We start from the raw sequence: 20,465 nt of genomic DNA on the forward strand, positions 1-20,465 counted from the left end.
ACGGATCAGTGCCATAAGAATTGGAAGAACCGACGCGCCCATCACAATTTCGAATGAAATGTTCTGTCTACGGCCATTTTGCCGTTCGACGCCCGACGTCCTGCGCTGCAGCCTTATCAACATAGATTCATTCCGTGAAGTACCGGAACTGCATCTCTACCGTCAACACCGTCAACGTGTTCGAACAGTGCCCGAATGCTCCATAGGATGCGGCAGAAGGTAAGAGCACACTTATCCGGTAGCTATCCGTTACCCTGAAAAATGACCGCTTTGCCCTAGCGTATGAGCGTCATTCTCGTTCGAGTTGCTTCAACGATTTACCTGCCGAATTTTTCCACATATCCAGACCGTTCAGAGATGCTCCGCCCACGAATTGCGCAGCCGCTGTTGGCGATGAGAACTGGATGTCCTGGATCAGGATTGAATTGGGTCCGATTTTGTCAGCGTGCTTTGAGCGATTCTTTCGAACAGATTTGGGCGCTGAAGGGGTGAAGGATGCTTCATGGCGCAATTTTGCCCCAGCTAGGACAACAAATCCATCATTGGTTTGACGGCCTTTTGCCTCTGCCCCGGCAATCGACATGCTCAGCGGGGGGGATGCGGACTGTTTAGTTTCTGGGTCTTTTGCATCATCAACGGGTTCAAAAACGCGATAGCCCAGTGCGCCGATGACCAGACGTGCGTACTTAATGAACTCATCGAGTTCCGCTTGCTTTTCTTCAGTGACTCGTCCCACAGATGGATCGTTGCTGTTGGTAACGGTATACCTGCTGGCTTTGATTGCCATGTTCACAAAACGGTTCTCGAGGTAACTGATCTCCGTAGGCCCAAAGGAGTCGTCCGATGTCACCAGAGCTATTGCGTGCGTCCAGTAATCCAATCGATCATCGCCGAGATGCTCCATGATCCGGCCGAGAACCCCTTTCTCATTCTTCCTCAGGCGGGCTTGACCGATATAGACCTTCGGTGTTCCTTCATCGTCTTCACCGAAGAGGAGGTAGACGCCGGTTTGTTTGAGATCTTTTCGATCCTTTGAAAGATGGATGTCCGTCCGTGGCAACAGATACGTTATGCCAGTCCAGTTTCGCAACGTAGCTTTCATCCGTCCCTGACCGGTCCCGTCCATCAAGAACAACTGGATCGTCTTCGGTCCTGCCACGTGACTTCTCCTGTATCTGGAGCGTATTGATAGCAAGAGAGCCTTCCAGCTTTTTGCTGAAAGGCTCTCTTAGATATTTTGTGGAGGCAAGGGGACTCGAACCCCTAACCCTCTGCTTGCAAAGCAGATGCGCTACCAATTGCGCCATGCCCCCGAGGGTTGATCTGAAAAAGTCTAGCAGCCTAGAGCTTGTCTGTCTCGGCCGACCAGTCTTGTTTCTGATCCTGAACATCTTTCCATTTCTTGACCCCCAGGGCAGTCAGTACGGAGATGATGATCGAACCGAGGATTCGTTTCTTCATGTTGGTCTCCTTCAACCTGCTGTCTGAGGTTCTGGAAAGGTGTTCCGTGGGCGTACCAAGACTTGAACTTGGGACCTCTTCGTTATCAGCGAAGCGCTCTAACCGCCTGAGCTATACGCCCTCAGCACGAGAATTAACTTTATAGGAGGTTCTGTGAAAAACAAAATCGGCTCCCGGGTCACTTTCCGGGAGCCGATTTCATGCTTGTTTGCGCCGCTTTTTAGTCGTCGGTCAGGGTGACTCCGATGCCACCGACCAGCGAGGAGGAGATGTTGTAGGCCAGCGCGATCAGCATCGAGATGGCGGTCAACAGGACCACGTTGATCACGGCAATGATGGTGGCCACGGAAGCGACCTGGCCCAGCGAGACCAGCGACTGGACCTCGAAGCCCTGTCCGTCGGCCTCAGAGCCGAGTACCTGGCCCAGCAGCTCGTTGATGCGGTCGAAGATGCCAGAGAGGTCCATGATGGTCCACAGGGCCACGGCGCAGACCACCGTGATGATGCCCAGCGCCACGGAGAGCAAGAAGGACATCTTCAGCACCGACCACGGGTCCACCTTGGAGATGAGCAGGCGGGCCTTGCGCACCTTGGCCTTCGGTGCGGGGCGCACCAGCGCCGGGCGGGCCGTGCCACCCTTGGCCGGGGCCTTGCCGCCCTGAGCGCTTGCCGCTGGCGCGTTGGAGGGCTTCTTCGGCAGTGGCCCGCCGGCGCCGGGTTTGGCGGCAGCCTTGGTTACCGGCTTGGTCTTTGCCGTTTGCTTCTCCGCCGGCTTGTTCTGCGGACTACTCACGCCTGGCCTCCGTCGTCTTCGGTGGTGTCGTTCTCAGGATCAGTTTCTTCAGAGTCCAACGGTACTTCATTCACCGGCTCGGTCGCATTCTCTGCGACCTGCTCGGTCTCACCGTCAGGAGTTTGCTCGTCTTCGGCATCCTCGGCTGCGGCTAAGTCCCGTTCGGAATTCTTGGTGACGGCCACGATGCGGTCGCCCTTGTCCGGGCGGGCAAAGATGACGCCCATGGTGTCCCGGCCCTTGGCGGGGACCTGGTTCACGGCGGAGCGGACGATCTTGCCCTTCTCCATGACCACGAGCACTTCGTCGTCTTCTTGGACGATCATGGCCCCGACCAAGTGGCCGCGTTCTTCTTGGTAGCGGCCGACCTTGATGCCGAGTCCGCCGCGGTTCTGGATGCGGTACTGTTCGGACTCGGTCCGCTTGGCGTAGCCACCGTCGGTCACGACGAACACGTAGGAGTCCTCGGTGACAACATCCATGGCGAGCAGCTCGTCCCCGGCACGGAACTTCATGCCGGTAACACCGGAGGTGGCCCGGCCCATGGGGCGGAGGGCTTCGTCGGTGGCGGTGAAGCGCAGCGACTGGCCGAGTTTGGAGACCAGCATCAGGTCATCGTCTGGTTCGACCAGTTGGGCGGAGACGACTTCGTCGCCTTCGCGCAGGTTGATGGCGATCACGCCGGCGGTGCGCGGGGTGTCGTACTGGGTCAGCGCCGTCTTCTTCACCAGACCGTTGCGGGTAGCCAACACCAAGTAGGAGGCTTGCTCGTAGTCGCGGATGGCCAGCACCTGGGCGATGGTTTCATCGGGCAGGAAGGCCATGACGTTGGCGACGTGTTGGCCCTTGGCGTCCCGGCCGCCTTCCATCAGCTCGTAGGCCTTGGTCCGGTAGACCCGGCCTAGGTTGGTGAAGAACAGCAGCCAGTGGTGGGTGGTGGTGACGAAGAAGTGTTGGACCACATCGTCCCCGCGCAGGGAGGCCCCGCGGACGCCCTTGCCGCCGCGACCCTGCTGCCGGTAGTTGTCCGAACGGGTGCGTTTGACGTAGCCGTCGTGGGTGATGGTGATGACGACTTCTTCTTCCGGGATCAGGTCTTCGACCGACATGTCCCCGTCGAAGCCGGGCAGGATCTTGGTGCGGCGTTCGTCTCCGAACTTCTCCACGATCTCGGCCAGTTCCTCGGAGATGATCTCCCGCTGGCGGGCCGGGGATTCCAGGATCTGCCGGTATTCGGCGATCTTGGCCTGCAGCTCGTCATAGTTATCTTGGATGTTCTGGCGTTCCAGTGCGGCCAGCTTGCGCAGCTGCATGTCCAGAATGGCCTTGGCCTGGCGTTCGTCGATGTCCAGCAGCGCCATCAGCCCGTCCCGGGCCTCATCGGCGGTGGCGGAGCGGCGGATCAGGGCGATGACCTCATCCAATGCGTTCAGCGCCTTGAGCAGGCCGAGCAGGATGTGCGCGGCTTCTTCTGCCTTGCGCAGGCGGTACTGGGTGCGCCGGACGATGACGTCGATCTGGTGGGCCACCCAGTGCCGGACGAACGCGTCCAGGGACAGGGTGCGTGGCACCCCGTCGACGAGGGCGAGCATGTTGGCGGAGAAGTTGGATTGCAGCTCGGTGTGCTTGTACAGGTTGTTCAGCACGACCTTAGCCACGGCGTCCCGGCGCAGCACGATGACCAGGCGCTGGCCGGTGCGACCGGAGGACTCGTCCCGCAGGTCCGCGATGCCGCTGATCTTGCCTTCCTTGACCAAATCCACGATCTTCACGGACAGGTTGTCCGGGTTGGCCATGTACGGCAGTTCGGTGACGACCAGGCAGGTGCGGCCTTGGATCTCTTCGACCTCGACCACGGCGCGCATGGTGATGGAACCGCGGCCGGTACGGTAGGCGTCTTCGATGCCCTTGGTGCCTAGGATGGTGCCGTGGGAGGGGAAGTCTGGGCCTTTGATGCGCTGCATCAGGGCGGCTAGGAGTTCTTCCTTGGACGCTTCCGGGTTCTCTAGGTACCACTGGACGCCGTCGGCGACCTCGCGCATGTTATGCGGTGGGATGTTGGTGGCCATGCCGACCGCGATGCCGGAGGAGCCGTTGACCAGCAGGTTGGGGAACCGTGCGGGCAGCACGACGGGTTCTTGCTGTTTGCCGTCGTAGTTGTCTTGGAAGTCGACGGTTTCTTCGTCGATGTCCCGGACCATTTCCATGGCCAGGTGGCTCATCTTGGTTTCGGTGTAACGTTGGGCGGCCGCGCCGTCGTTGCCCGGGGAGCCGAAGTTACCTTGGCCCAGGGCCAGCGGGTAGCGCATGACCCAGTCTTGGGTGAGGCGGACTAGGGCGTCGTAGATGGCCGAGTCACCGTGGGGGTGGAATTGGCCCATGACGTCCCCGACGATGCGGGAGCATTTGTTGAAGGCGCCTTGCGGGCGGTAGCCGCCGTCGTACATGCCGTAGATGACGCGGCGGTGGACGGGTTTGAGGCCGTCGCGGACGTCTGGCAGGGCACGGCCGGCGATGACGGCCATGGCGTAGTCCAGGTAGGAGCGCTGCATTTCTGTTTGCAGGTCTACCTGTTCCACCCGTTCTTCGGGGGCGGTGGTATCTGGGGTGTTCTCACTCACAGCGTGGTTTTATCCTTCTTAGACGTCGAGGAAGCGGACGTCTTTGGCGTTCTGTTGAATGAAGTTGCGGCGGGATTCGACGTCTTCGCCCATCAGGACAGAGAAGATCTCATCCGCCGCGGCGGCATCATCCATGGTGACTTGCAGCAGGGTGCGGGAGACCGGGTTCATAGTGGTTTCCCAGAGCTCTTGGTAGTTCATCTCACCCAGGCCCTTGTAGCGCTGGATGCCGTTTTCCTTGGGCAGACGCTTGTTGGCGGCGTAACCGGCTTCGAGGGCGGCATCCCGTTCGGCGTCGGTGAAGACGTAGTCGTCCGGGGCATTGGACCACTTGATGCGGTACAGCGGCGGCTGGGCGAGGAAGACGTGACCGTTTTCGATCAGTGGACGCATGTAGCGGAACAGCACGGTCAGCAGCAGCGTGGTGATGTGCTGGCCGTCCACGTCAGCGTCAGCCATGAGCACGATCTTGTGGTAGCGCAGCTTCTCCGCGTCGAACTCTTCACCGATGCCGGTACCGAAGGCGGTGATCAGTGCCTGAATTTCGGCGTTCCCCAGGGCCCGGTCTAGGCGGGCACGTTCGACGTTGAGGATCTTACCGCGCAGCGGCAGGATGGCCTGGGTGTGCGGGTCACGGCCACGCTTTGCGGAGCCACCGGCGGAGTCACCCTCAACGATGTAGACCTCGCACTCCTCCGGGTTGCGGGAGGAGCAGTCGGCCAGCTTGCCGGGCATGCCGAAGGATTCCATGGGGGTCTTGCGGCGGGCCTGTTCGCGGGCCTTGCGTGCGGCTAGGCGTGCGTGGGAGGCGGAGATGGCCTTGGAGATGACGGAGCGGGCCGGGTTCGGGTTGCGCTCCAGCCAGTCGCCGAGCTGGTCGGTCAGTTCTCGCTGGACGAAGCCGCGGGCCTCGGAGTTGCCGAGCTTGGTTTTGGTCTGGCCTTCGAACTGCGGTTCGGAGATCTTGATGGAGACTACGGCGGTGAGGCCTTCACGGATGTCTTCACCGGTGAGGTTCTCGTCCTTGTCCCGCAGCAGCTTGTTCTCCCGTGCGTACCGGTTGATCAGCGAGGTCAGTGCGGCACGGAAGCCTTCTTCGTGTGTACCACCTTCGTGGGTGTTGATGGTGTTGGCGTAGGTGTGCACCGATTCGGAGTAGCCACCGGTCCACTGCATAGCCACTTCCAGGGCCATGCCCTTGTCGGTGTCTTCGGTGTCGAAGGCAATGATGTCTTCGTGGACCAGCTCGTTCTTCTTGGTGGCGTTCAGGTGGGCCACGTAGTCGAGCAGGCCGTTGTCGTATTTGTAGTCGACGATCCGCTTGGAGGTCTCTTCGACCTCATCAGTTTCTTCGGCGATCTCATCAACTTCGACCTTGTTGGATTCCAGTTCGCGCTCGTCGATCAAGGTGATGCGCAGGCCCTTGTTCAAGAAGGCCATCTGCTGGAAGCGGGAACGCAGGGTCTCAAAGTCGAACTCGACGGTGTCGAAGATGGTCGGATCCGGGTAGAAGATCTGCAGGGTTCCGGTGGTCTCCGTGTCCCCGATGGCTTCCAGTTCTTTGGTGACCTGGCCACCGTTGGCGAATTCCATGGCCCAGACGCTACCGTCACGGGAGATCTCGGTGCGCACGCGTTCGGACAGGGCGTTCACCACGGAGATACCCACGCCGTGCAGACCGCCGGAGACGGCGTAGCCGCCGCCACCGAATTTACCGCCGGCGTGCAGGATGGTCATGACGACCTCGACGGTCGGCTTGCCTTCGGTGGGGTGCATGCTCACGGGGATGCCGCGGCCGTTGTCCTGGACGGAGACGCCACCGTCTTCGCGCAGGGTGACGGTGATGTGGTCACAGTAGCCGGCCAGGGCTTCATCGACCGAGTTGTCGACGACTTCGTAGACAAGGTGGTGCAGACCGCGTGGGCCCGTGGAGCCGATGTACATGCCCGGGCGTTTGCGGACGGCCTCCAAGCCTTCAAGGACGGTGATGTCCCCGGCGTCATAGGAGTGCTCAACCCGGTTATTGCCCGGTTGTTGTTCTTCTGTCACAGGAGATGTCCCGTACCCTTCACACAATTGGTCAGATTAACTAGGTCAATTCTACCGTGAGTTGGGCTTTTTTCTTGCATCGGCGGACCCTAGAAGGCCCTCTAAAAGGACAAAACGACGGTTTTGGCACGTTTCTGGGCTGGAGGTGGGACGGGGATAGCTCAGATGGGGTGCTAAGGCCTAGAAAGGGCCGCTAATGATTCTTAGCCATAGGTGTCACGCGGGCCCCGCCCTTTAACCCATTGGGGACCCTTGCCCCACCGGTTTTGGTACGGCCCGAGGATCTTCAACTCGGTCACGATGTTCTCCCCGAGCCGGTCCGTGAGGTGTTGCAGCAGGGCGAAACGCATCATGGTCAGCTGGGTGGCCCACTCGGTGCTGGCGGTGCGGATGACCAAGGTGGTGTCGGTGAAGGATTCGGCGGTGCAGTGTTCGGCGATCTCCGGTCCAACGAGTTCCGGCCACCGGGTCAACACCGAACCGACGGCCACCGGTTCCTCCCAACCGCGTTCGGTGAGCAGGCGGTCGAAGATTCCGGAGATCTTGGCCGGCTCACTGCCGGTGAAGGCTGGCTTGTCGACGGCGTCGCGTCTCTTGCCGGGCACAAACTTCGGTTTGTTCAGGGATCCGGCCTTGCCGGTGGTGAAGCCTTGGGCGGCGGCGCGTTGGCGCCACTTGTTCAGCTGGATGGCTGGCAAGAGGGAGCGGTCGGATGAATCGGAGGCAGAACTCATGACAGTTGAGTCCCTTCCTCGTCTTCTTGCGGGTGCCGGACCTTAATTTGGTGGGCCGCCAGCTGTTCCGGGACGTCTTCAGCCACCGCCGCTGTCACGATAATCTGCTCGGCAGCGGTCGCCAGCTCGGCCAGTCGGTTCCGCCGTCCGGTGTCCAGTTCGGCGAAGACATCATCCAAGATCAGAATCGGACGTTGCGCCGGGCCCGGTTCTTGCTCCGAAAGCACTTCGAACGAGGCTAGCCGCAGGGCAAGAGCATAGGACCACGTCTCGCCGTGGGAGGCATAGCCTTTCGCGGGTGCCTGGCCCAGGTGCAAGAGCACATCTTCACGGTGCGGACCAGTCAGGGTGATCCCGCGTTCGGTTTCCGGACGGCGCCGGCGCTGGAAATTCTCCCGATAGAGCTCCGCAAGCTCTGCGGTGGTCGCGGTGGCCAACTCACTCTGAAGCTGGCGGTGATGGTCCAAGTAGGCAGGTGTGGAGGCCGCGGGTTCTTCGCGGTCGTGGAATTTCAACGTTGACTGATACACCGCAGATACGGGTGTGTGGGCATCAATCAAGGCGTCGTAGCTGGCCTGCAAATGTGGACTCAGCAAATCAAGGACCGTCAAACGGCCCTTCAAGACCCGGGCGGCGGCTTCTGCCAGGTGTTGGTCGAAGACTTCCAGCGTGGATTCGAATGCAGGAAGTGCCGCGTAACCTCCGGCTTTGCGGATGGACTTCAGCAACGCGTTACGCTGCTTTAGAACCTTGTCGTATTCGGCCGTCAGTGTGGACTGGCTCGGCCACAGCTGTCCCAAGAGTTCATCTAGGAAGCGGCGACGGTTTTCCGGGTCCCCCTTGATGAGGACGAGATCCTCCGGTGCGAACAACACCGTCCGCAGCAGACCCATGATTCGACGAGCCGGCACTGGGTTGGCCCGATTGATAGAGGCACGGTTGGGTGCACCCGGGGTGATTTGTACTTCAATCCGTGTTTCTTGAGTGCCGCGCATGGCTTGGGCACGGATCAAAGCATGCGGTTCACCGAAACGCACTAGGGGTTGGTCATTGCTGACGCGGTGCGAAGACAGTGTCGCCAAATAACCAATGGCTTCAACAAGATTGGTTTTGCCGACACCGTTGCGGCCAACCAGAACATTGGAGCCTGGCTGCAGGCTGACGTCAGCTTGTGCGTAACTGCGGTAATCAGTGAGCGAAAGCTCCGTGATGTACACAGTCGATCGCCTAGCTGAGGCGGACCGGCATCACCAGGTAGCGGTAGTTCTGCTGGTCTGCACCATCAGATTCGTTCTGCCCGGTGAGCATGACCGGTTTCGGGGCACTGGTGAATGAGAAACGGACGTGGTCGGTGCTCAAGGCGCCCAAACCATCACGCAGGTACGACGGGTTGAAACCAACCGTGATGTCTTCGCCATCAAGCTGGGCCGGTACGGTCTCGGATGCGGAAGCATCATCGCCGGCCCCGGCATCCAAGGTGACCTGGCCTTCGGAGAAGATCAACCGGATAGGGCTGTTTCGCTCGGCCACCAGAGCAACGCGCTTCACAGCTTCCGTCAACTCAGCGGTGTTAACCAAAGCATGGATCGGAGAGTTCTCCGGGAAGAGTGAACGAATCTTCGGGTAGTCACCGTCAACCAGCGAAGAAGTGATCCAACGTCCACCGGATTCAAACGCGATCAAGTCGGCGTTGTCGCTCAGCGCGATGGAAATCTGACCACCGGTACCCAGCGAACGAGCAACATCGGTCAGCGTCTTAGCTTTGACGAGGGCTTCGGTGCTCAGGTCCGTCTGGTCTGGCTGCCAGGACAGCTCTTTCAGACCTAGGCGGTAACGGTCGGTGGCCAACATGGTGATCAGGTCGGCTTCGAACTCGAGTTTGACGCTGGTCAAGGTTGGCAGGGTGTCATCTCGAGAAGCTGCGATGCTGATCTGGTTGATGGCCTGAGCCAAGGTGTGCGCATCCACCCGACCAATGACGGTTGGGGTAGCTGGAAGTTCTGGGTATTCGCTCACTGGCATGGTGGCCAGGGAGAAGTTTGCCTGCAAGCAGGTCAGATTCACTTTGGAGCCGTCGGTCTCGACCGTGACGGTGGCAGCGGGGAGCGAAGCACAAATTTCATTGAGCAGACGGCCCGAAACCAAGATGGTGCCCTCTTCTTGAACATCAGCAGCGATGGTCAAGCGAGCAGAGATCTCATAATCGAAGCTGGCGATCGAGACTTCGTTGTTTTCAGCGGTGATCAACAGACCGGACAGAACCGGCAAAGGTGGTCGTGGGGACAGTGAACGAGCCGTCCAGGCTACAGCTTCAGCAAGAACATCACGCTCAACTTGGAATTTCACTGACGCACTCCACAGAGATCGGGGTATAAGAATTTCCTCTACAGCCTACCTGCTCTTGAGCGCAGCGAACGAACCAGCCTTAGAACTACAACGATGTCATTTACAGGCGTGAAATCCGGGCCGAGCGAAAGCAAGGTTGTTATTTGGTTTTTCCAAGAAATTTAAGGATGGGAGTGTTAATAACTCCTGTGGAAACTGTGGATAAGTGCCTTCTTCGGCATGGGTCAGCCATTCGCCTTGGGGAAACTCACGTGGACGAATCTCGCTTGGTGTGTGTATTGACTGCGGATAACTTTTTTGCCGAAAACCTTGAATTCACAAGGATATGAGCACTTCTCCACATCAGACTTGTAGTTTTAAGAGGGTTTATCCACAGGTTCATCCACATCTGTTAATAACTACTTGAAGGTTGGTCTCCACAGATTTGTGGATAACTGTGCACAACTGTGGAATTACAACAGTTCTTGTGGACGAACCAAATGAAACCGGTCTGATACGGATTTGAAGATCGACCATCATCCACGCGGAAATATCGACCTAAATTACAACGATGTCACGTTGTGGACAGGTTCTTGGACCTTAACTTGAAGCTTTGCCGAATAAACCTTCAAGCAAACTGGATTCCATCTTTAGTCTGCTTTTCTGTCGACATCTGCAGAAATCTTCGCCCGCAGGGAAGTAACCAAGGGGCAAAGGAGTTGTATAGGAGGATAAAGACAACCCCCGTAGAGAGGCAGTGAACATGTCTGAAGAGAACAAGAACGTCACCATTTACTGGCGCCAAGGATGCGGATTCTGCGCCCGCCTGACGGATGCCGTCGGAGAACTGGCTGACAAAGCCACCTGGCGCAACATCTGGGAAGACGACGAAGCAGCGGCATTCGTCCGCAGCGTCAACGACGGAAATGAAGTCGTACCGACAGTCGTCATCAACGGTGAAGCCCACACCAATCCGGACCCCCAAACCGTGGTCGACGCTCTGTCAGCGCAGTAAAACTCCACGCCAGAAGCGTGGCCCAAAAAAGAGGAAGCAGCGTTAGTCACTGCTTCCTCTTTTTTTGTTTGGTTTCTTGAGTTTTTCTCTCGTTCGACTAGTTCCGAGCGGAGTGCTTGATCTTGTTTGTCAGCTCGGTGACTTGATCGAACACGTCGCGACGCTGGCTCAGCAGCTGTCGAATCTTCCGGTCCGCGTGCATCACGGTGGTGTGGTCGCGACCGCCGAGTGCCTCACCGATCTTCGGCAGGCTCATCTCGGTCAGCTCCCGCAGTAAGTACATGGCGATCTGCCGTGCGGTCACCACGGTCTTGGTCCGGGCCGGGGAAGACAAATCATCTTCGGTCAGCTCAAAGTAGGCGGCCGTCTCCCGAATAATCATGGTCGGGGTGATCCGCGCATCCGCATCATCGGTGATGAGATCTTTCAGCACCGACTCAGCCAACGCGATCGTGATCGGCTGCTTGTTCAGGGACGCGAACGCACTAACGCGAATCAGCGCGCCCTCCAGCTCACGAATGTTGGTGGAGATGCGGGAGGCAATGTACTCCAGTACATCCCCTGGGGCATCCAAACCGTCGGCTTCAGCCTTCTTGCGCAGAATCGCGATCCGGGTTTCCAGATCAGGTGGCTGAATGTCGGTGATCAGACCCCACTCGAAGCGTGAACGCATCCGGTCCTCAAAACCGGACAACTGCTTCGGCGGCAGATCCGAGGTGATCACGACCTGCTTGTTGTTGTTGTACAAGGTGTTGAACGTGTGGAAGAACTCCTCCACCGTGGCTTCCTTGTCCGCCAGGAACTGGATGTCATCGATCAGCAGGATGTCCACGTTGCGGTAGATCCGCTTGAAGCTGGCACCATCATCGTTACGGATGGAGTTAATGAAGTCGTTGGTGAACTCTTCACTGTTCACGTACCGGACCCGGATCCCGGAGTACAGATCCCGGGCGTAGTGACCGATCGCGTGCAACAGGTGGGTCTTACCCAGCCCCGAGTCACCGTAAATAAACAGTGGGTTGTAGGACTTGGCCGGAGCCTCCGCCACGGCGTTGGCGGCGGCGTGAGCGAACCGGTTGGAGGAGCCGGAGACGAACGAGTCGAACACGTACCGCGGGTTCAGCCGGGAGGCCTCGTTCGAATCCGACGGTGGGCTCGGAATCGGCGACGGCCCAGCCGGGGCCGGGGTGTCCTGCCAATTCACCGGAGGGGCCTGATCGGCTGGTTCTGCAGCGGGAGCCTGCGGTGCGACCGGTTCCGGGTCGGCGATCGGCTCGACCACCTCGACCGGTTCCTCGGACTCGAACGAAATGTCCCGGTCGATGGAGAACGCGCAGATGATCTCCTGGCCGAAGATCTCGGCCAAGGCCCTATTCAACGGGTCGCGCAGCTGATTCTGGAAGTGGTCGCGGGTTGTGTCATTATTCACGGCCAGCAACAAGGTGCTGCCGACGAACGCGACCGGTTTAGCGAGGGGAAGGAAGCCGCGCATCCGCGCAGTCAGAGACGGATCTTGTTCCAGCAGCTCGACCACTCTAAGCCAGGACTGGGTGATCTGGTTGTCCTGTTCAGTGCTCATGCGGTTCCTTCTGGTGCCTCATTTAAAAGTGTGGATAAGGGTCGGGATAAACTGTGTACAGCCAAGTAACAACGTGTTGCTCAGCCCGGTGGTTCCCTAGCAAGCACTGATTCTACCGACTTTATGCACAAAGTTTTCCACTGCTGTGCATAACTTGGCTCCGACCGGAAAATATCTGGGTCCCGATTTGACGTTGTCGGGGTGTTTTTCTAGAGTTATTTAGTCCTGTGTGTTATCAGCAGCCACAAAATGCTGCGATGAAACAGCACAGACACCACGAATGTACTCAAGCGTGCAAACCCGGTGCCTTCCCCAAAGTAAGTGACTCACTTCGGGTAAACCACGCAGAACACTGGCTTTGGAGAATTATTGTGAGCAAGCGGACTTTTCAGCCGAATAACCGCCGTCGTGCCAAGAAGCACGGCTTCCGGCTTCGTATGCGTACCCGTGCAGGCCGTGCCATCCTGTCGGCACGCCGCGCCAAGGGCCGCAGCAGCCTGTCTGCCTGAGTGACGGCCGCGTGCCGTCATCGGTGGCAACACTGCTGTGCTTCCCCGTGACAACCGGGTAAAAACTGCCTCGGACTTTTCGCGAATCATGCGCACTGGCGTACGTTCTGGCCGCCAGAATTTCGTGCTGTTCGCACAGCAAACCGACTCATCAGCCTCGCCTGAACGAGTCGGTTTTGTTGTGTCTAAGGCAGTGGGCAACGCGGTGACCCGCAACTTGGTCAAACGCCGACTGAGGCACCTGATGGCCGAGCGGATCACCCAACGCCAACACAGCGGCGAGCAACCCAGATGCGACTTTGTGCTCCGGGCCTTCCCACCCGCAGCCACCGCCAGCTACACCGAGCTGGGACAGGATCTGGATTCCTCGCTAGCGGCTGTCACCAAAAAACTGCAGTCCCACCGGCAAGGCTAAAGCGCGAGCATCATGACCAGCACACACACCCCACAGCGGCCACCCGGGTTCACCATCGCCGAACCGGCCAGCCGCTGGCCATGGTGGCGGGCATTGCCCTCGACCATCGGGGCGCTGGTGTTGAAGCTCTACCGGCTGATCATCTCCCCGCTCTACGGGCCGGTCTGCCGGTATTACCCCAGCTGCTCGGCCTACTCGCTGGAGGCCGTCACCACCCACGGGCTGTTTAAAGGCTCTTGGCTGACGGCCAAACGGCTGGGCCGGTGCCACCCGTTCACCGACGGGGGCGTGGACCACGTGCCACCGGGCCACCGCTATTTTGACCCCGGCGCAGAGCCACGCATCATTGTCTTGAACCATCCACCCATTCCTGCAGATGAGGAAACCGAATGAACTTCTTTGACGCAATCATGTTCCCGTTCCGGATGGCGGTGTCGTTCGTCCTCGGGTTCTTCCATGACGTGCTCACAGCCATCGGCATGGACCCAGCCTCGGGTTTCACCTGGATGCTGTCCATCGTCCTGCTGGTGATCCTCATTCGGACCCTGCTGATCCCGCTGTTCGTCAAGCAGATCAAGGCCTCCCGCAACATGCAGGCCATGCAGCCGGAGCTGCAGAAACTGCAAGCCAAGTACAAGGGCAAAAAGGACCAGCTCTCCCGCCAAGCAATGGCGCTTGAGCAGCAGGAGCTCATGAAGAAACACGGGGCCAACCCGTTCTCCGCCTGCCTGCCCATGCTGGTGCAGATGCCGTTCTTCTTCGCCCTCTTCCAGGTGCTCAACGGCGCCGCACGCGCCGTGCAGGAAGGCCAAGCCGTTGGTGCGCTCTCCCTGGAGCAGGTGACCCAGTTCGCCAACTCCACGTTCTTGGGCGCCAAGATGTCCGACACCTTCTTGGGCTCCCTCGGTGAGAACTTCTCCCTAAACGTCATCCTGGTCACGGTTGTGATGATCCTGCTGATGACCGCCTCGCAGTTCATCACGCAGAAGCAGATCATGGCCAAGAACATGTCGGAAACCGCCATGGCTTCTCCGTTCATGCAGCAGCAGAAGATGATGCTGTACTTACTGCCGATCGTCTTCGGTATCGGTGGCATCAACTTCCCTATCGGTGTGCTCATCTACTGGACCGCCACCAACATCTGGACCATGGCCCAGCAGTTCTGGATCATCCGGAACAACCCGAACCCTGGCTCCCAGGCCGAGCGTGAGCTGAATGAACGCCGCGCCGCCAAGGGCCTGCCACCGGTCAACGAGAAGAAGACCGGTAAGAAAACTGAAGAAGTCGTAGCCCCTAAGCCCACGGGCCAGCGTCAGCAGCCAGTGCGCAAGAACAGGAGAAAGAAATGAGCAGCAACGATCTGGATGAAACAACGCCCGAGCAGCTCGAAGACAGCGTGAGCGAAGACGCACCAGAGGCCACTGACACCGAGCAGCCAAGCGAAACCGATCGTCTGTCCCAGCTCGAAGAGGAAGGCGACATCGCCGCCGACTACCTCGAAGAGCTGCTGGACATCGCCGACATTGATGGCGACATTGACATTGAGGTCCGCAACGACCGCACCTTCGTCTCCCTCGTCGGGGACGACGACAACGAAGAGTTGAAGGATCTGGTCGGCAAGAAGGGCAACGTCTTGGACGCCTTGCAAGAGCTCTCCCGCCTAGCCGTGCTGACCCAGACCGGTAACCGTTCCCGCCTCATGCTGGACATCTTGGACTTCCGAGCTGAGCGGAACGTGGAACTGGCCCACATCGCCGAAGACGCCATCGCTCAGGTCAAGGAAGAAGGCGGCCGCGTGCACCTGAATCCGATGAGCCCGTACGAGCGCAAACTGGTCCATGATCTGATCGCCGAGGCCGGACTGCACTCCGAGTCCGAGGGTGAAGGTTCCCGCCGCCACATCGTGGTCTCCGAGGCCAACTAGGATGAGCACCCCCGCTGTGCCCATCAGCGCCACCGAACAGAAGGCAGCCGAGCACATCTTCGGTGACCGGCTGCCATTGGCTGAGCGCTACGTCGAGCACCTGGCCACCAGCGGGATCGAACGCGGGCTGATCGGCCCCCGTGAGGTCCCGCGACTGTGGGGCCGGCACGTGCTCAACTGTGCCATCATGGCCGAGCTGATGCCCGAAGGAGCCACCCTCGCCGACGTGGGATCCGGGGCCGGCCTGCCAGGCCTGACCCTAGCCATCGCCCGCCCAGACTTGCGCATCAACCTGATCGAGCCGCTAGAACGCCGCACCATCTGGTTGAACGAGGTCATCGAAGACCTTGGGTTGGAGAACGTCGAAGTGCTGCGGGCCCGTTCTGAGCAACTCTTTGATGAGGTCTCGGTCGATATCGTGACAGCCCGCGCCGTCTCCGCCTTGAAGAACCTCATCGGAATGTGCATGCCGCTGGCTAATAGCAGCGGCGAACTACTAGCCCTCAAAGGCCGCTCCGCTGCAGACGAGATCGCGGCTGCAGGCAAAGAACTGAAGAAGCACAAATGCGCTGAACCGGAGATCCTCACCGTTGGTGCAGACGTGCTGGAAGAACCTTCCACCGTCGTACGGGTTCGGCGCCGCTGATCCCACATAATGGGGCCACGTGCCGATAGTCTTAGTACAGACCTGTCCCTAGGAGGAACAAACACGTGGCCCCTCAAGCAGACTTCAGCAGCCCGATCGCACAACAGCTGCTCAGCGAGCGTAAACGCCGCGAACTGCTCGCCCAGAAGAATCTTCCCAAACCCTCCGAAACTCGGATCATCACCGTTTCGAACCAAAAGGGTGGCGTCGGTAAGACAACCACCACGGTGAACCTTGCGGCCGCTCTGGCCAAGTTTGGGATGGAAGTCCTTGTCATCGACATCGACCCCCAGGGCAATGCTTCCACCGCACTCGGGATCCCACACTCCCAAGGTGTAGACAGCATCTACCAAGTCTTGATTGACCAGCTCAGTCTCGCTGATGTCGTGCAACCGTGCCCTGACATCGACAACCTCATCGTCGCGCCGGCAACCATCGATCTAGCCGGTGCAGAGATCGAATTAGTCTCTCTGGTTGCACGTGAGCAGCGTCTAGCCCGTGCGATCAACAAGTACGCCCAACACCGTGAAGAACAGGGCCTCGATCAGCTCGACTACATCTTTGTCGATTGCCCACCAAGCCTGGGCCTACTGACCGTGAATGCTTTCGTCGCTGCACGTGAAGTCCTCATTCCAATCCAATGCGAATACTACGCATTAGAAGGTCTAAGCCAGCTTCTGAAGAACATTGGGTTGATTCAGCGTCACTTGAACGAGGATCTCGAAGTTTCAACGATCCTTCTCACCATGTATGACGGCCGCACTAACCTGTCCTCTCAGGTGGCAGAAGAAGTACGTGAGCATTTCCCAGATGAAGTCCTCAACGCAGTGATCCCACGTAACGTACGTATATCTGAAGCTCCGAGCTTCCAACAAACCGTGGTCACCTACGACCCAAACTCAACAGGCGCTCTAAGCTACCTAGAGGCCGCTGCCGAAATGGCAGAACGGAAACGAAAAGCTTCCTAGCTTGCCCTGTTAGCTACTGGGCTTATTTTCTCGTAGCTAACTTTATCCACAAAGATTCCACAGGTGTGGATACACCGTTTCACGTGAAACAAGACTAAAATAGTAGTGCTTCCCTAGAAACTATGAGGTGCTACTTCCATGACGCAGAAAAAACGTTCATCAGGTCTCGGCCGCGGCCTAGGATCACTCCTGGGGATTCCCGAAGACAGTGAACAGCCTGTCGAGGAAGTTTCACGTGAAACAGCGGCGCAGCAGGCGGAGACCGCTGAGAAGCTTGAGAAGAAGACCGCTGCTAAGAGAAAGAAGACTTCGACAAAGCCAACCTCGGAGCAGGCGAAGACAGATATTTCCGCCGAGCCGGCGGACGTCCCCGATGTGCGAGATGAAGTCCCAGCTTCAGTCAATGTTGTAGAGAAGAAGAAGGACATCTCTCGACCTTCAGATATGTTCTTCCAAGGTGGAGCTCCACGAGGCCGGAAGAAGTCTGACATGTCAGAACTGATGTCCGCACGTACCTCAGGTCTACGGGCTCCCCGAAGAGATGTAAAGCCAGAGTCCTCAGTAGATGAAGCAGTCGATGTAACTGCACCAGATTTCAGTGAAGTTTCACGTGAAACCAGCGAGACCGATATGGCTGAAGGACGCTTTACCAAGATCTCGGTCGCTGAGGTCGTGCCTAACCGGAAGCAGCCACGTAAAGAGTTCGATCAGGATGAACTGGATGAACTAACCGAATCTATTCGGGAAGTTGGTGTCCTGCAACCTATTGTTGTTCGGCCATTGGATGATGGCACATCAGCGAAGTATGAACTCGTGATGGGTGAACGCCGGTGGAGAGCTACCCAAGCCGCCGGTCTTGAAGAGATCCCCGCGATTGTACGAGTCACTCCTGATGTGAATCTCTTGCGCGACGCGCTGTTGGAGAATCTCCACCGGTCACAGCTCAATCCTTTGGAAGAGGCAGCTGCATACCAGGACCTCTTGAACGAGTATGGATGTACTCAAGAAGAACTGTCACAACGTATCGGACGGTCCCGTCCACGTATTTCCAACACGATGCGCCTGATGAATCTGCCTGCTTTGGTTCAGCGTCGCGTAGCAGCCGGTATTCTGAGTGCAGGACATGCGCGTGCTTTGTTGTCTCTGCCTGATGCCGCATCAATGGAAAAACTGGCACAACGTATTGTGAATGAGGGTCTGAGCGTACGTGCGGTAGAGGAGTTGGTGGCCAGTGCAGAGGCCCCACGTGACGTTTCACGTGAAACCAAACGCCGTGAGCCGGTACGTCATGAACGACTTGATTACTTCGCTAATGCTCTCTCTGACCGACTCGACACGAATGTGAAAATCAGTCTAGGGGCGAAGAAGGGACGTATGTCTATCGAATTTGCATCGGTGGATGACCTCAATAGGATCATGGATCTAATTGCTCCCGATACAAAGGCAGATTAACTGGGAATCATATAGCTAAGCGCGAAGGGGCGGATGAACCACTAAGTTCATCCGCCCCTTTTGTATGTTCTGTGCATTCGATTTCGATCTCGTGCGGCCAGACGGTTTCAGGAGGAACATCCAATGGAACGTTCAGTGGCGCGTATGTATCTATACTTGTGCTTCTCCGTGTGGATTGCACGGATTAGATTGAGTGTTTGCCTAGTTGTGCGCACTGCAAAGGCTAGGCGCAACGCTAATTTCCCAAGGAGAGTTATGGGCATTAGTCTCCCAGGGATTAGTAGAGTTCCTTCACTACGTCGTTTCACGTGAAACCAACAGCACTAAAGGCATTGATAAGGCATAGTTCCCATCTTGGAGGTATTCCTGTCATGAATCCCGTGATCTGGGCGCGACATCAGCTTGGCTTCTATGTGCAGATATCCCTGTCTGCTAGTCGTAGAGGATAAGAGATCGTTTTTGGAAGCTTCACACCAAGCTCTTGTTGGAGTGCGGTCACTATAAGTGGAGACAGCGAGTGATGAAGAAATCATCGAATGAAGATAACGGCCTCCAAGTCAATGCGTGTCTGGTTAAGCATTTGTTGTGCCACATAGAGACGTACGTTTCACGTGAAACAAAAATGGGGATTCAGGCATCTGCCTGAATCCCCATCCTTGATGGTTTGTGCTTAATTAGCCAATCACTGGTGCGAAGGCATCGAGCAGAGCCTGCTTCGGGCGGGCACCCAAAACGGTCTCCTTGAGCTCGCCATCCTTGAAGGCCATGATGGCTGGGATGGAGGTGATGCCGTACTTGGCAGCCAGACCTGGGTTGGCGTCAACGTCGCACTTGGCAACCTTGACTTTACCGTCGAGCTCTTCTGAAAGCTCATCGATGATCGGGCCAACCTGGCGGCATGGACCGCACCAGGCAGCCCAGAAGTCGACAATGACCGGCAGATCAGAGTCGGTTACCAGTTCTTGGAAGTTATTGTCGTTTACTTCTACAACTTTGCTCATGGAAACTCCTTAGTGTTCGGCTAGGTAGTGCTCTACGTCAATGGCCGCTACACAACCGGAACCAGCTGCTGAAATGGCCTGACGGTAGGTTGGGTCCAGAACATCCCCGGCAGCGAAGACGCCCGGAATGTTGGTCTTGGAGGTACGACCCAAGACAGCAACGTTGCCGTCTGCAGTCAGATCCACAACATCCTTGAAGAGCTCGGTGCGTGGATCGAACCCGATCGCCACGAAGACGCCAGTGACATCTAGCTTGCGGTCGGCTTCTCCAACAGTGGAAGAGAGGGTGACACCGGAGACTTTGTCGTTCTCCTGGTGGATCTCCTTGACTGCGGTGTTCCAGAGGAATTCGATCTTTTCGTTCGCCATGGCGCGTTCAGCCATGATCTTCGATGCACGCAGTTCTTCACGGCGGTGCACAACGTAAACCTTGTTAGCGAACTTGGTGAGGAACATCGCCTCTTCCATGGCGGTGTCTCCACCACCAACAACAACGACGTCTTGGTCGCGGAAGAAGAAACCATCACAGGTGGCGCAGGAGGAGACACCGTGTCCGGTCAGCTCTTGCTCGCCCGGCACGCCAAGGGTGCGGTAGGCGGAGCCGGTGGCCAGAATTACGGACTTGGCCTTGTATTGGAGTCCTCCGATCAGGGTGACGGTCTTGATGTCTCCGGTCAGCTCAAGTTCGGCCACGTCTTCATACTGAACCTGGGCACCGAAGCGCTCGGCCTGGGCCTGCATGTTCATCATCAGTTCCGGGCCCTGAATGCCTTCTGGGAAACCGGGGAAGTTCTCCACCTCGGTGGTGTTCATCAGTTCACCACCGGCGGTGACCGAACCGGCGAAGACCAGCGGCTTCAGGTCCGCACGAGCGGTGTAGATAGCCGCAGTGTAGCCGGCGGGGCCTGAACCCACGATGATGACGTCATGAATTTGGTTCTCTACCTCAGACAAGTCTGATTCTCTTTCTGGT

General features: G+C 57.9%; 19 protein-coding genes and 2 tRNA genes. 9 read left to right on the forward strand and 12 right to left on the reverse strand.

All coding sequences use genetic code 11. The features are described 5' to 3' along the window. Positions 1 to 289: 289 nt before the first annotated feature. From ACFFFR_RS08840 to dnaN, 9 genes are all read right to left on the reverse strand, one after another. A complete protein-coding gene (locus ACFFFR_RS08840) occupies positions 290 to 1,159 on the reverse strand; it encodes a GIY-YIG nuclease family protein (protein ID WP_377459676.1) in 870 nt (289 codons plus the stop codon). Positions 1,160 to 1,240: 81 nt separating this feature from the next. Next, positions 1,241 to 1,313: transfer RNA gene (locus tag ACFFFR_RS08845), tRNA-Ala, on the reverse strand. 195 nt (positions 1,314 to 1,508) lie between these two features. Next, positions 1,509 to 1,582: transfer RNA gene (locus ACFFFR_RS08850), tRNA-Ile, on the reverse strand. A gap of 99 nt (positions 1,583 to 1,681) precedes the next feature. Continuing rightward, complete coding sequence (locus ACFFFR_RS08855; RefSeq protein ID WP_377459677.1) at positions 1,682 to 2,254, reverse strand: DUF3566 domain-containing protein; 573 nt, start codon at positions 2,252 to 2,254, stop codon at positions 1,682 to 1,684. Next, positions 2,251 to 4,875, reverse strand: coding sequence for a DNA gyrase subunit A (gene gyrA, locus ACFFFR_RS08860; RefSeq protein ID WP_377459678.1), 2,625 nt, complete (start codon positions 4,873 to 4,875; stop codon positions 2,251 to 2,253). The genes ACFFFR_RS08855 and gyrA overlap by 4 nt, the downstream gene beginning before the upstream one ends. A gap of 18 nt (positions 4,876 to 4,893) precedes the next feature. Continuing rightward, on the reverse strand, positions 4,894 to 6,924 hold the full coding sequence (gyrB, locus tag ACFFFR_RS08865) for a DNA topoisomerase (ATP-hydrolyzing) subunit B (RefSeq protein ID WP_377459680.1): 2,031 nt from the start codon (positions 6,922 to 6,924) through the stop codon (positions 4,894 to 4,896). Positions 6,925 to 7,127: 203 nt separating this feature from the next. After that, positions 7,128 to 7,658 carry a DciA family protein gene (locus ACFFFR_RS08870; protein ID WP_377459682.1) on the reverse strand — a complete coding sequence of 177 codons (531 nt, stop codon included), beginning with the start codon at positions 7,656 to 7,658 and terminating at the stop codon, positions 7,128 to 7,130. After that, complete coding sequence (gene recF, locus ACFFFR_RS08875) at positions 7,655 to 8,875, reverse strand: DNA replication/repair protein RecF (protein ID WP_377459684.1); 1,221 nt, start codon at positions 8,873 to 8,875, stop codon at positions 7,655 to 7,657. The genes ACFFFR_RS08870 and recF overlap by 4 nt, the downstream gene beginning before the upstream one ends. A 10-nt stretch (positions 8,876 to 8,885) precedes the next feature. After that, positions 8,886 to 10,004, reverse strand: coding sequence for a DNA polymerase III subunit beta (gene dnaN, locus ACFFFR_RS08880; protein WP_377459686.1), 1,119 nt, complete (start codon positions 10,002 to 10,004; stop codon positions 8,886 to 8,888). Between the two features lie 742 nt (positions 10,005 to 10,746). Here dnaN and ACFFFR_RS08885 point away from each other — a divergent pair. Then, positions 10,747 to 10,998 carry a glutaredoxin family protein gene (locus ACFFFR_RS08885; protein ID WP_377459687.1) on the forward strand — a complete coding sequence of 84 codons (252 nt, stop codon included), beginning with the start codon at positions 10,747 to 10,749 and terminating at the stop codon, positions 10,996 to 10,998. A 97-nt stretch (positions 10,999 to 11,095) separates the two neighbouring features. Here the strand turns inward: ACFFFR_RS08885 and dnaA are convergent, their stop codons facing one another. Next, positions 11,096 to 12,577 carry a chromosomal replication initiator protein DnaA gene (gene dnaA, locus ACFFFR_RS08890; RefSeq protein WP_377459688.1) on the reverse strand — a complete coding sequence of 494 codons (1,482 nt, stop codon included), beginning with the start codon at positions 12,575 to 12,577 and terminating at the stop codon, positions 11,096 to 11,098. A 371-nt stretch (positions 12,578 to 12,948) separates the two neighbouring features. On the opposite strand from dnaA, the gene rpmH reads away from it, so the two are divergent. The 8 genes from rpmH to ACFFFR_RS08930 all read left to right on the forward strand — a co-directional run bounded on the left by rpmH (position 12,949) and on the right by ACFFFR_RS08930 (position 18,491). Further along, entirely contained in the window at positions 12,949 to 13,086 is a 138-nt protein-coding gene (gene rpmH, locus ACFFFR_RS08895; protein ID WP_377459689.1) for a 50S ribosomal protein L34, read from the forward strand. A 37-nt stretch (positions 13,087 to 13,123) separates the two neighbouring features. After that, positions 13,124 to 13,501: a ribonuclease P protein component gene (gene rnpA / locus ACFFFR_RS08900; protein ID WP_377459691.1), complete on the forward strand. Its 378-nt coding sequence runs from the start codon at positions 13,124 to 13,126 to the stop codon at positions 13,499 to 13,501. A gap of 12 nt (positions 13,502 to 13,513) precedes the next feature. After that, positions 13,514 to 13,894 carry a membrane protein insertion efficiency factor YidD gene (yidD, locus tag ACFFFR_RS08905; RefSeq protein WP_377459692.1) on the forward strand — a complete coding sequence of 127 codons (381 nt, stop codon included), beginning with the start codon at positions 13,514 to 13,516 and terminating at the stop codon, positions 13,892 to 13,894. Next, positions 13,891 to 14,850 (forward strand): membrane protein insertase YidC, encoded by a 960-nt coding sequence (gene yidC / locus ACFFFR_RS08910; RefSeq protein ID WP_377459694.1) that lies wholly within the window; start codon positions 13,891 to 13,893, stop codon positions 14,848 to 14,850. The genes yidD and yidC overlap by 4 nt, the downstream gene beginning before the upstream one ends. Continuing rightward, positions 14,847 to 15,425, forward strand: a complete 579-nt coding sequence (locus ACFFFR_RS08915; protein ID WP_377459696.1) for a Jag family protein — start codon at positions 14,847 to 14,849, stop codon at positions 15,423 to 15,425. Before yidC ends, ACFFFR_RS08915 begins: the two co-directional genes overlap by 4 nt. A gap of 1 nt (position 15,426) precedes the next feature. After that, entirely contained in the window at positions 15,427 to 16,071 is a 645-nt protein-coding gene (rsmG, locus tag ACFFFR_RS08920) for a 16S rRNA (guanine(527)-N(7))-methyltransferase RsmG (protein ID WP_377459697.1), read from the forward strand. Positions 16,072 to 16,136: 65 nt separating this feature from the next. Next, the gene (locus tag ACFFFR_RS08925) at positions 16,137 to 17,039 is read left to right on the forward strand and encodes a ParA family protein (RefSeq protein ID WP_377459698.1); all 903 of its coding nucleotides are present in this window, start codon (positions 16,137 to 16,139) and stop codon (positions 17,037 to 17,039) included. Positions 17,040 to 17,177: 138 nt separating this feature from the next. Next, positions 17,178 to 18,491 (forward strand): ParB/RepB/Spo0J family partition protein, encoded by a 1,314-nt coding sequence (locus tag ACFFFR_RS08930; RefSeq protein WP_377459700.1) that lies wholly within the window; start codon positions 17,178 to 17,180, stop codon positions 18,489 to 18,491. 674 nt (positions 18,492 to 19,165) lie between these two features. On the opposite strand, the gene trxA is transcribed toward ACFFFR_RS08930, so the two are convergent. Together trxA and trxB are read right to left on the reverse strand one after the other, a co-directional pair. After that, positions 19,166 to 19,492, reverse strand: coding sequence for a thioredoxin (trxA, locus tag ACFFFR_RS08935; protein ID WP_377459701.1), 327 nt, complete (start codon positions 19,490 to 19,492; stop codon positions 19,166 to 19,168). Between the two features lie 9 nt (positions 19,493 to 19,501). Continuing rightward, positions 19,502 to 20,446: a thioredoxin-disulfide reductase gene (gene trxB, locus ACFFFR_RS08940; RefSeq protein ID WP_377459703.1), complete on the reverse strand. Its 945-nt coding sequence runs from the start codon at positions 20,444 to 20,446 to the stop codon at positions 19,502 to 19,504. Positions 20,447 to 20,465 lie beyond the last annotated feature (19 nt).

This window comes from Micrococcoides hystricis (assembly GCF_042434215.1).
Taxonomy (GTDB): Bacteria; Actinomycetota; Actinomycetes; order Actinomycetales; family Micrococcaceae; genus Micrococcoides; species Micrococcoides hystricis.

What these genes read in the sequence shown, in the direction of transcription:
- ACFFFR_RS08870 (WP_377459682.1), bottom strand. Translation starts at nt 7,658, where the DNA reads ATGAGTTCTGCCTCCGATTCATCCGACCGCTCCCTCTTGCCAGCCATC.
- ACFFFR_RS08885 (WP_377459687.1), top strand. Translation starts at nt 10,747, where the DNA reads ATGTCTGAAGAGAACAAGAACGTCACCATTTACTGGCGCCAAGGATGC.
- dnaA (WP_377459688.1), bottom strand. Translation starts at nt 12,577, where the DNA reads ATGAGCACTGAACAGGACAACCAGATCACCCAGTCCTGGCTTAGAGTG.
- yidD (WP_377459692.1), top strand. Translation starts at nt 13,514, where the DNA reads ATGACCAGCACACACACCCCACAGCGGCCACCCGGGTTCACCATCGCC.
- yidC (WP_377459694.1), top strand. Translation starts at nt 13,891, where the DNA reads ATGAACTTCTTTGACGCAATCATGTTCCCGTTCCGGATGGCGGTGTCG.
- ACFFFR_RS08915 (WP_377459696.1), top strand. Translation starts at nt 14,847, where the DNA reads ATGAGCAGCAACGATCTGGATGAAACAACGCCCGAGCAGCTCGAAGAC.
- rsmG (WP_377459697.1), top strand. Translation starts at nt 15,427, where the DNA reads ATGAGCACCCCCGCTGTGCCCATCAGCGCCACCGAACAGAAGGCAGCC.
- ACFFFR_RS08930 (WP_377459700.1), top strand. Translation starts at nt 17,178, where the DNA reads ATGACGCAGAAAAAACGTTCATCAGGTCTCGGCCGCGGCCTAGGATCA.
- trxA (WP_377459701.1), bottom strand. Translation starts at nt 19,492, where the DNA reads ATGAGCAAAGTTGTAGAAGTAAACGACAATAACTTCCAAGAACTGGTA.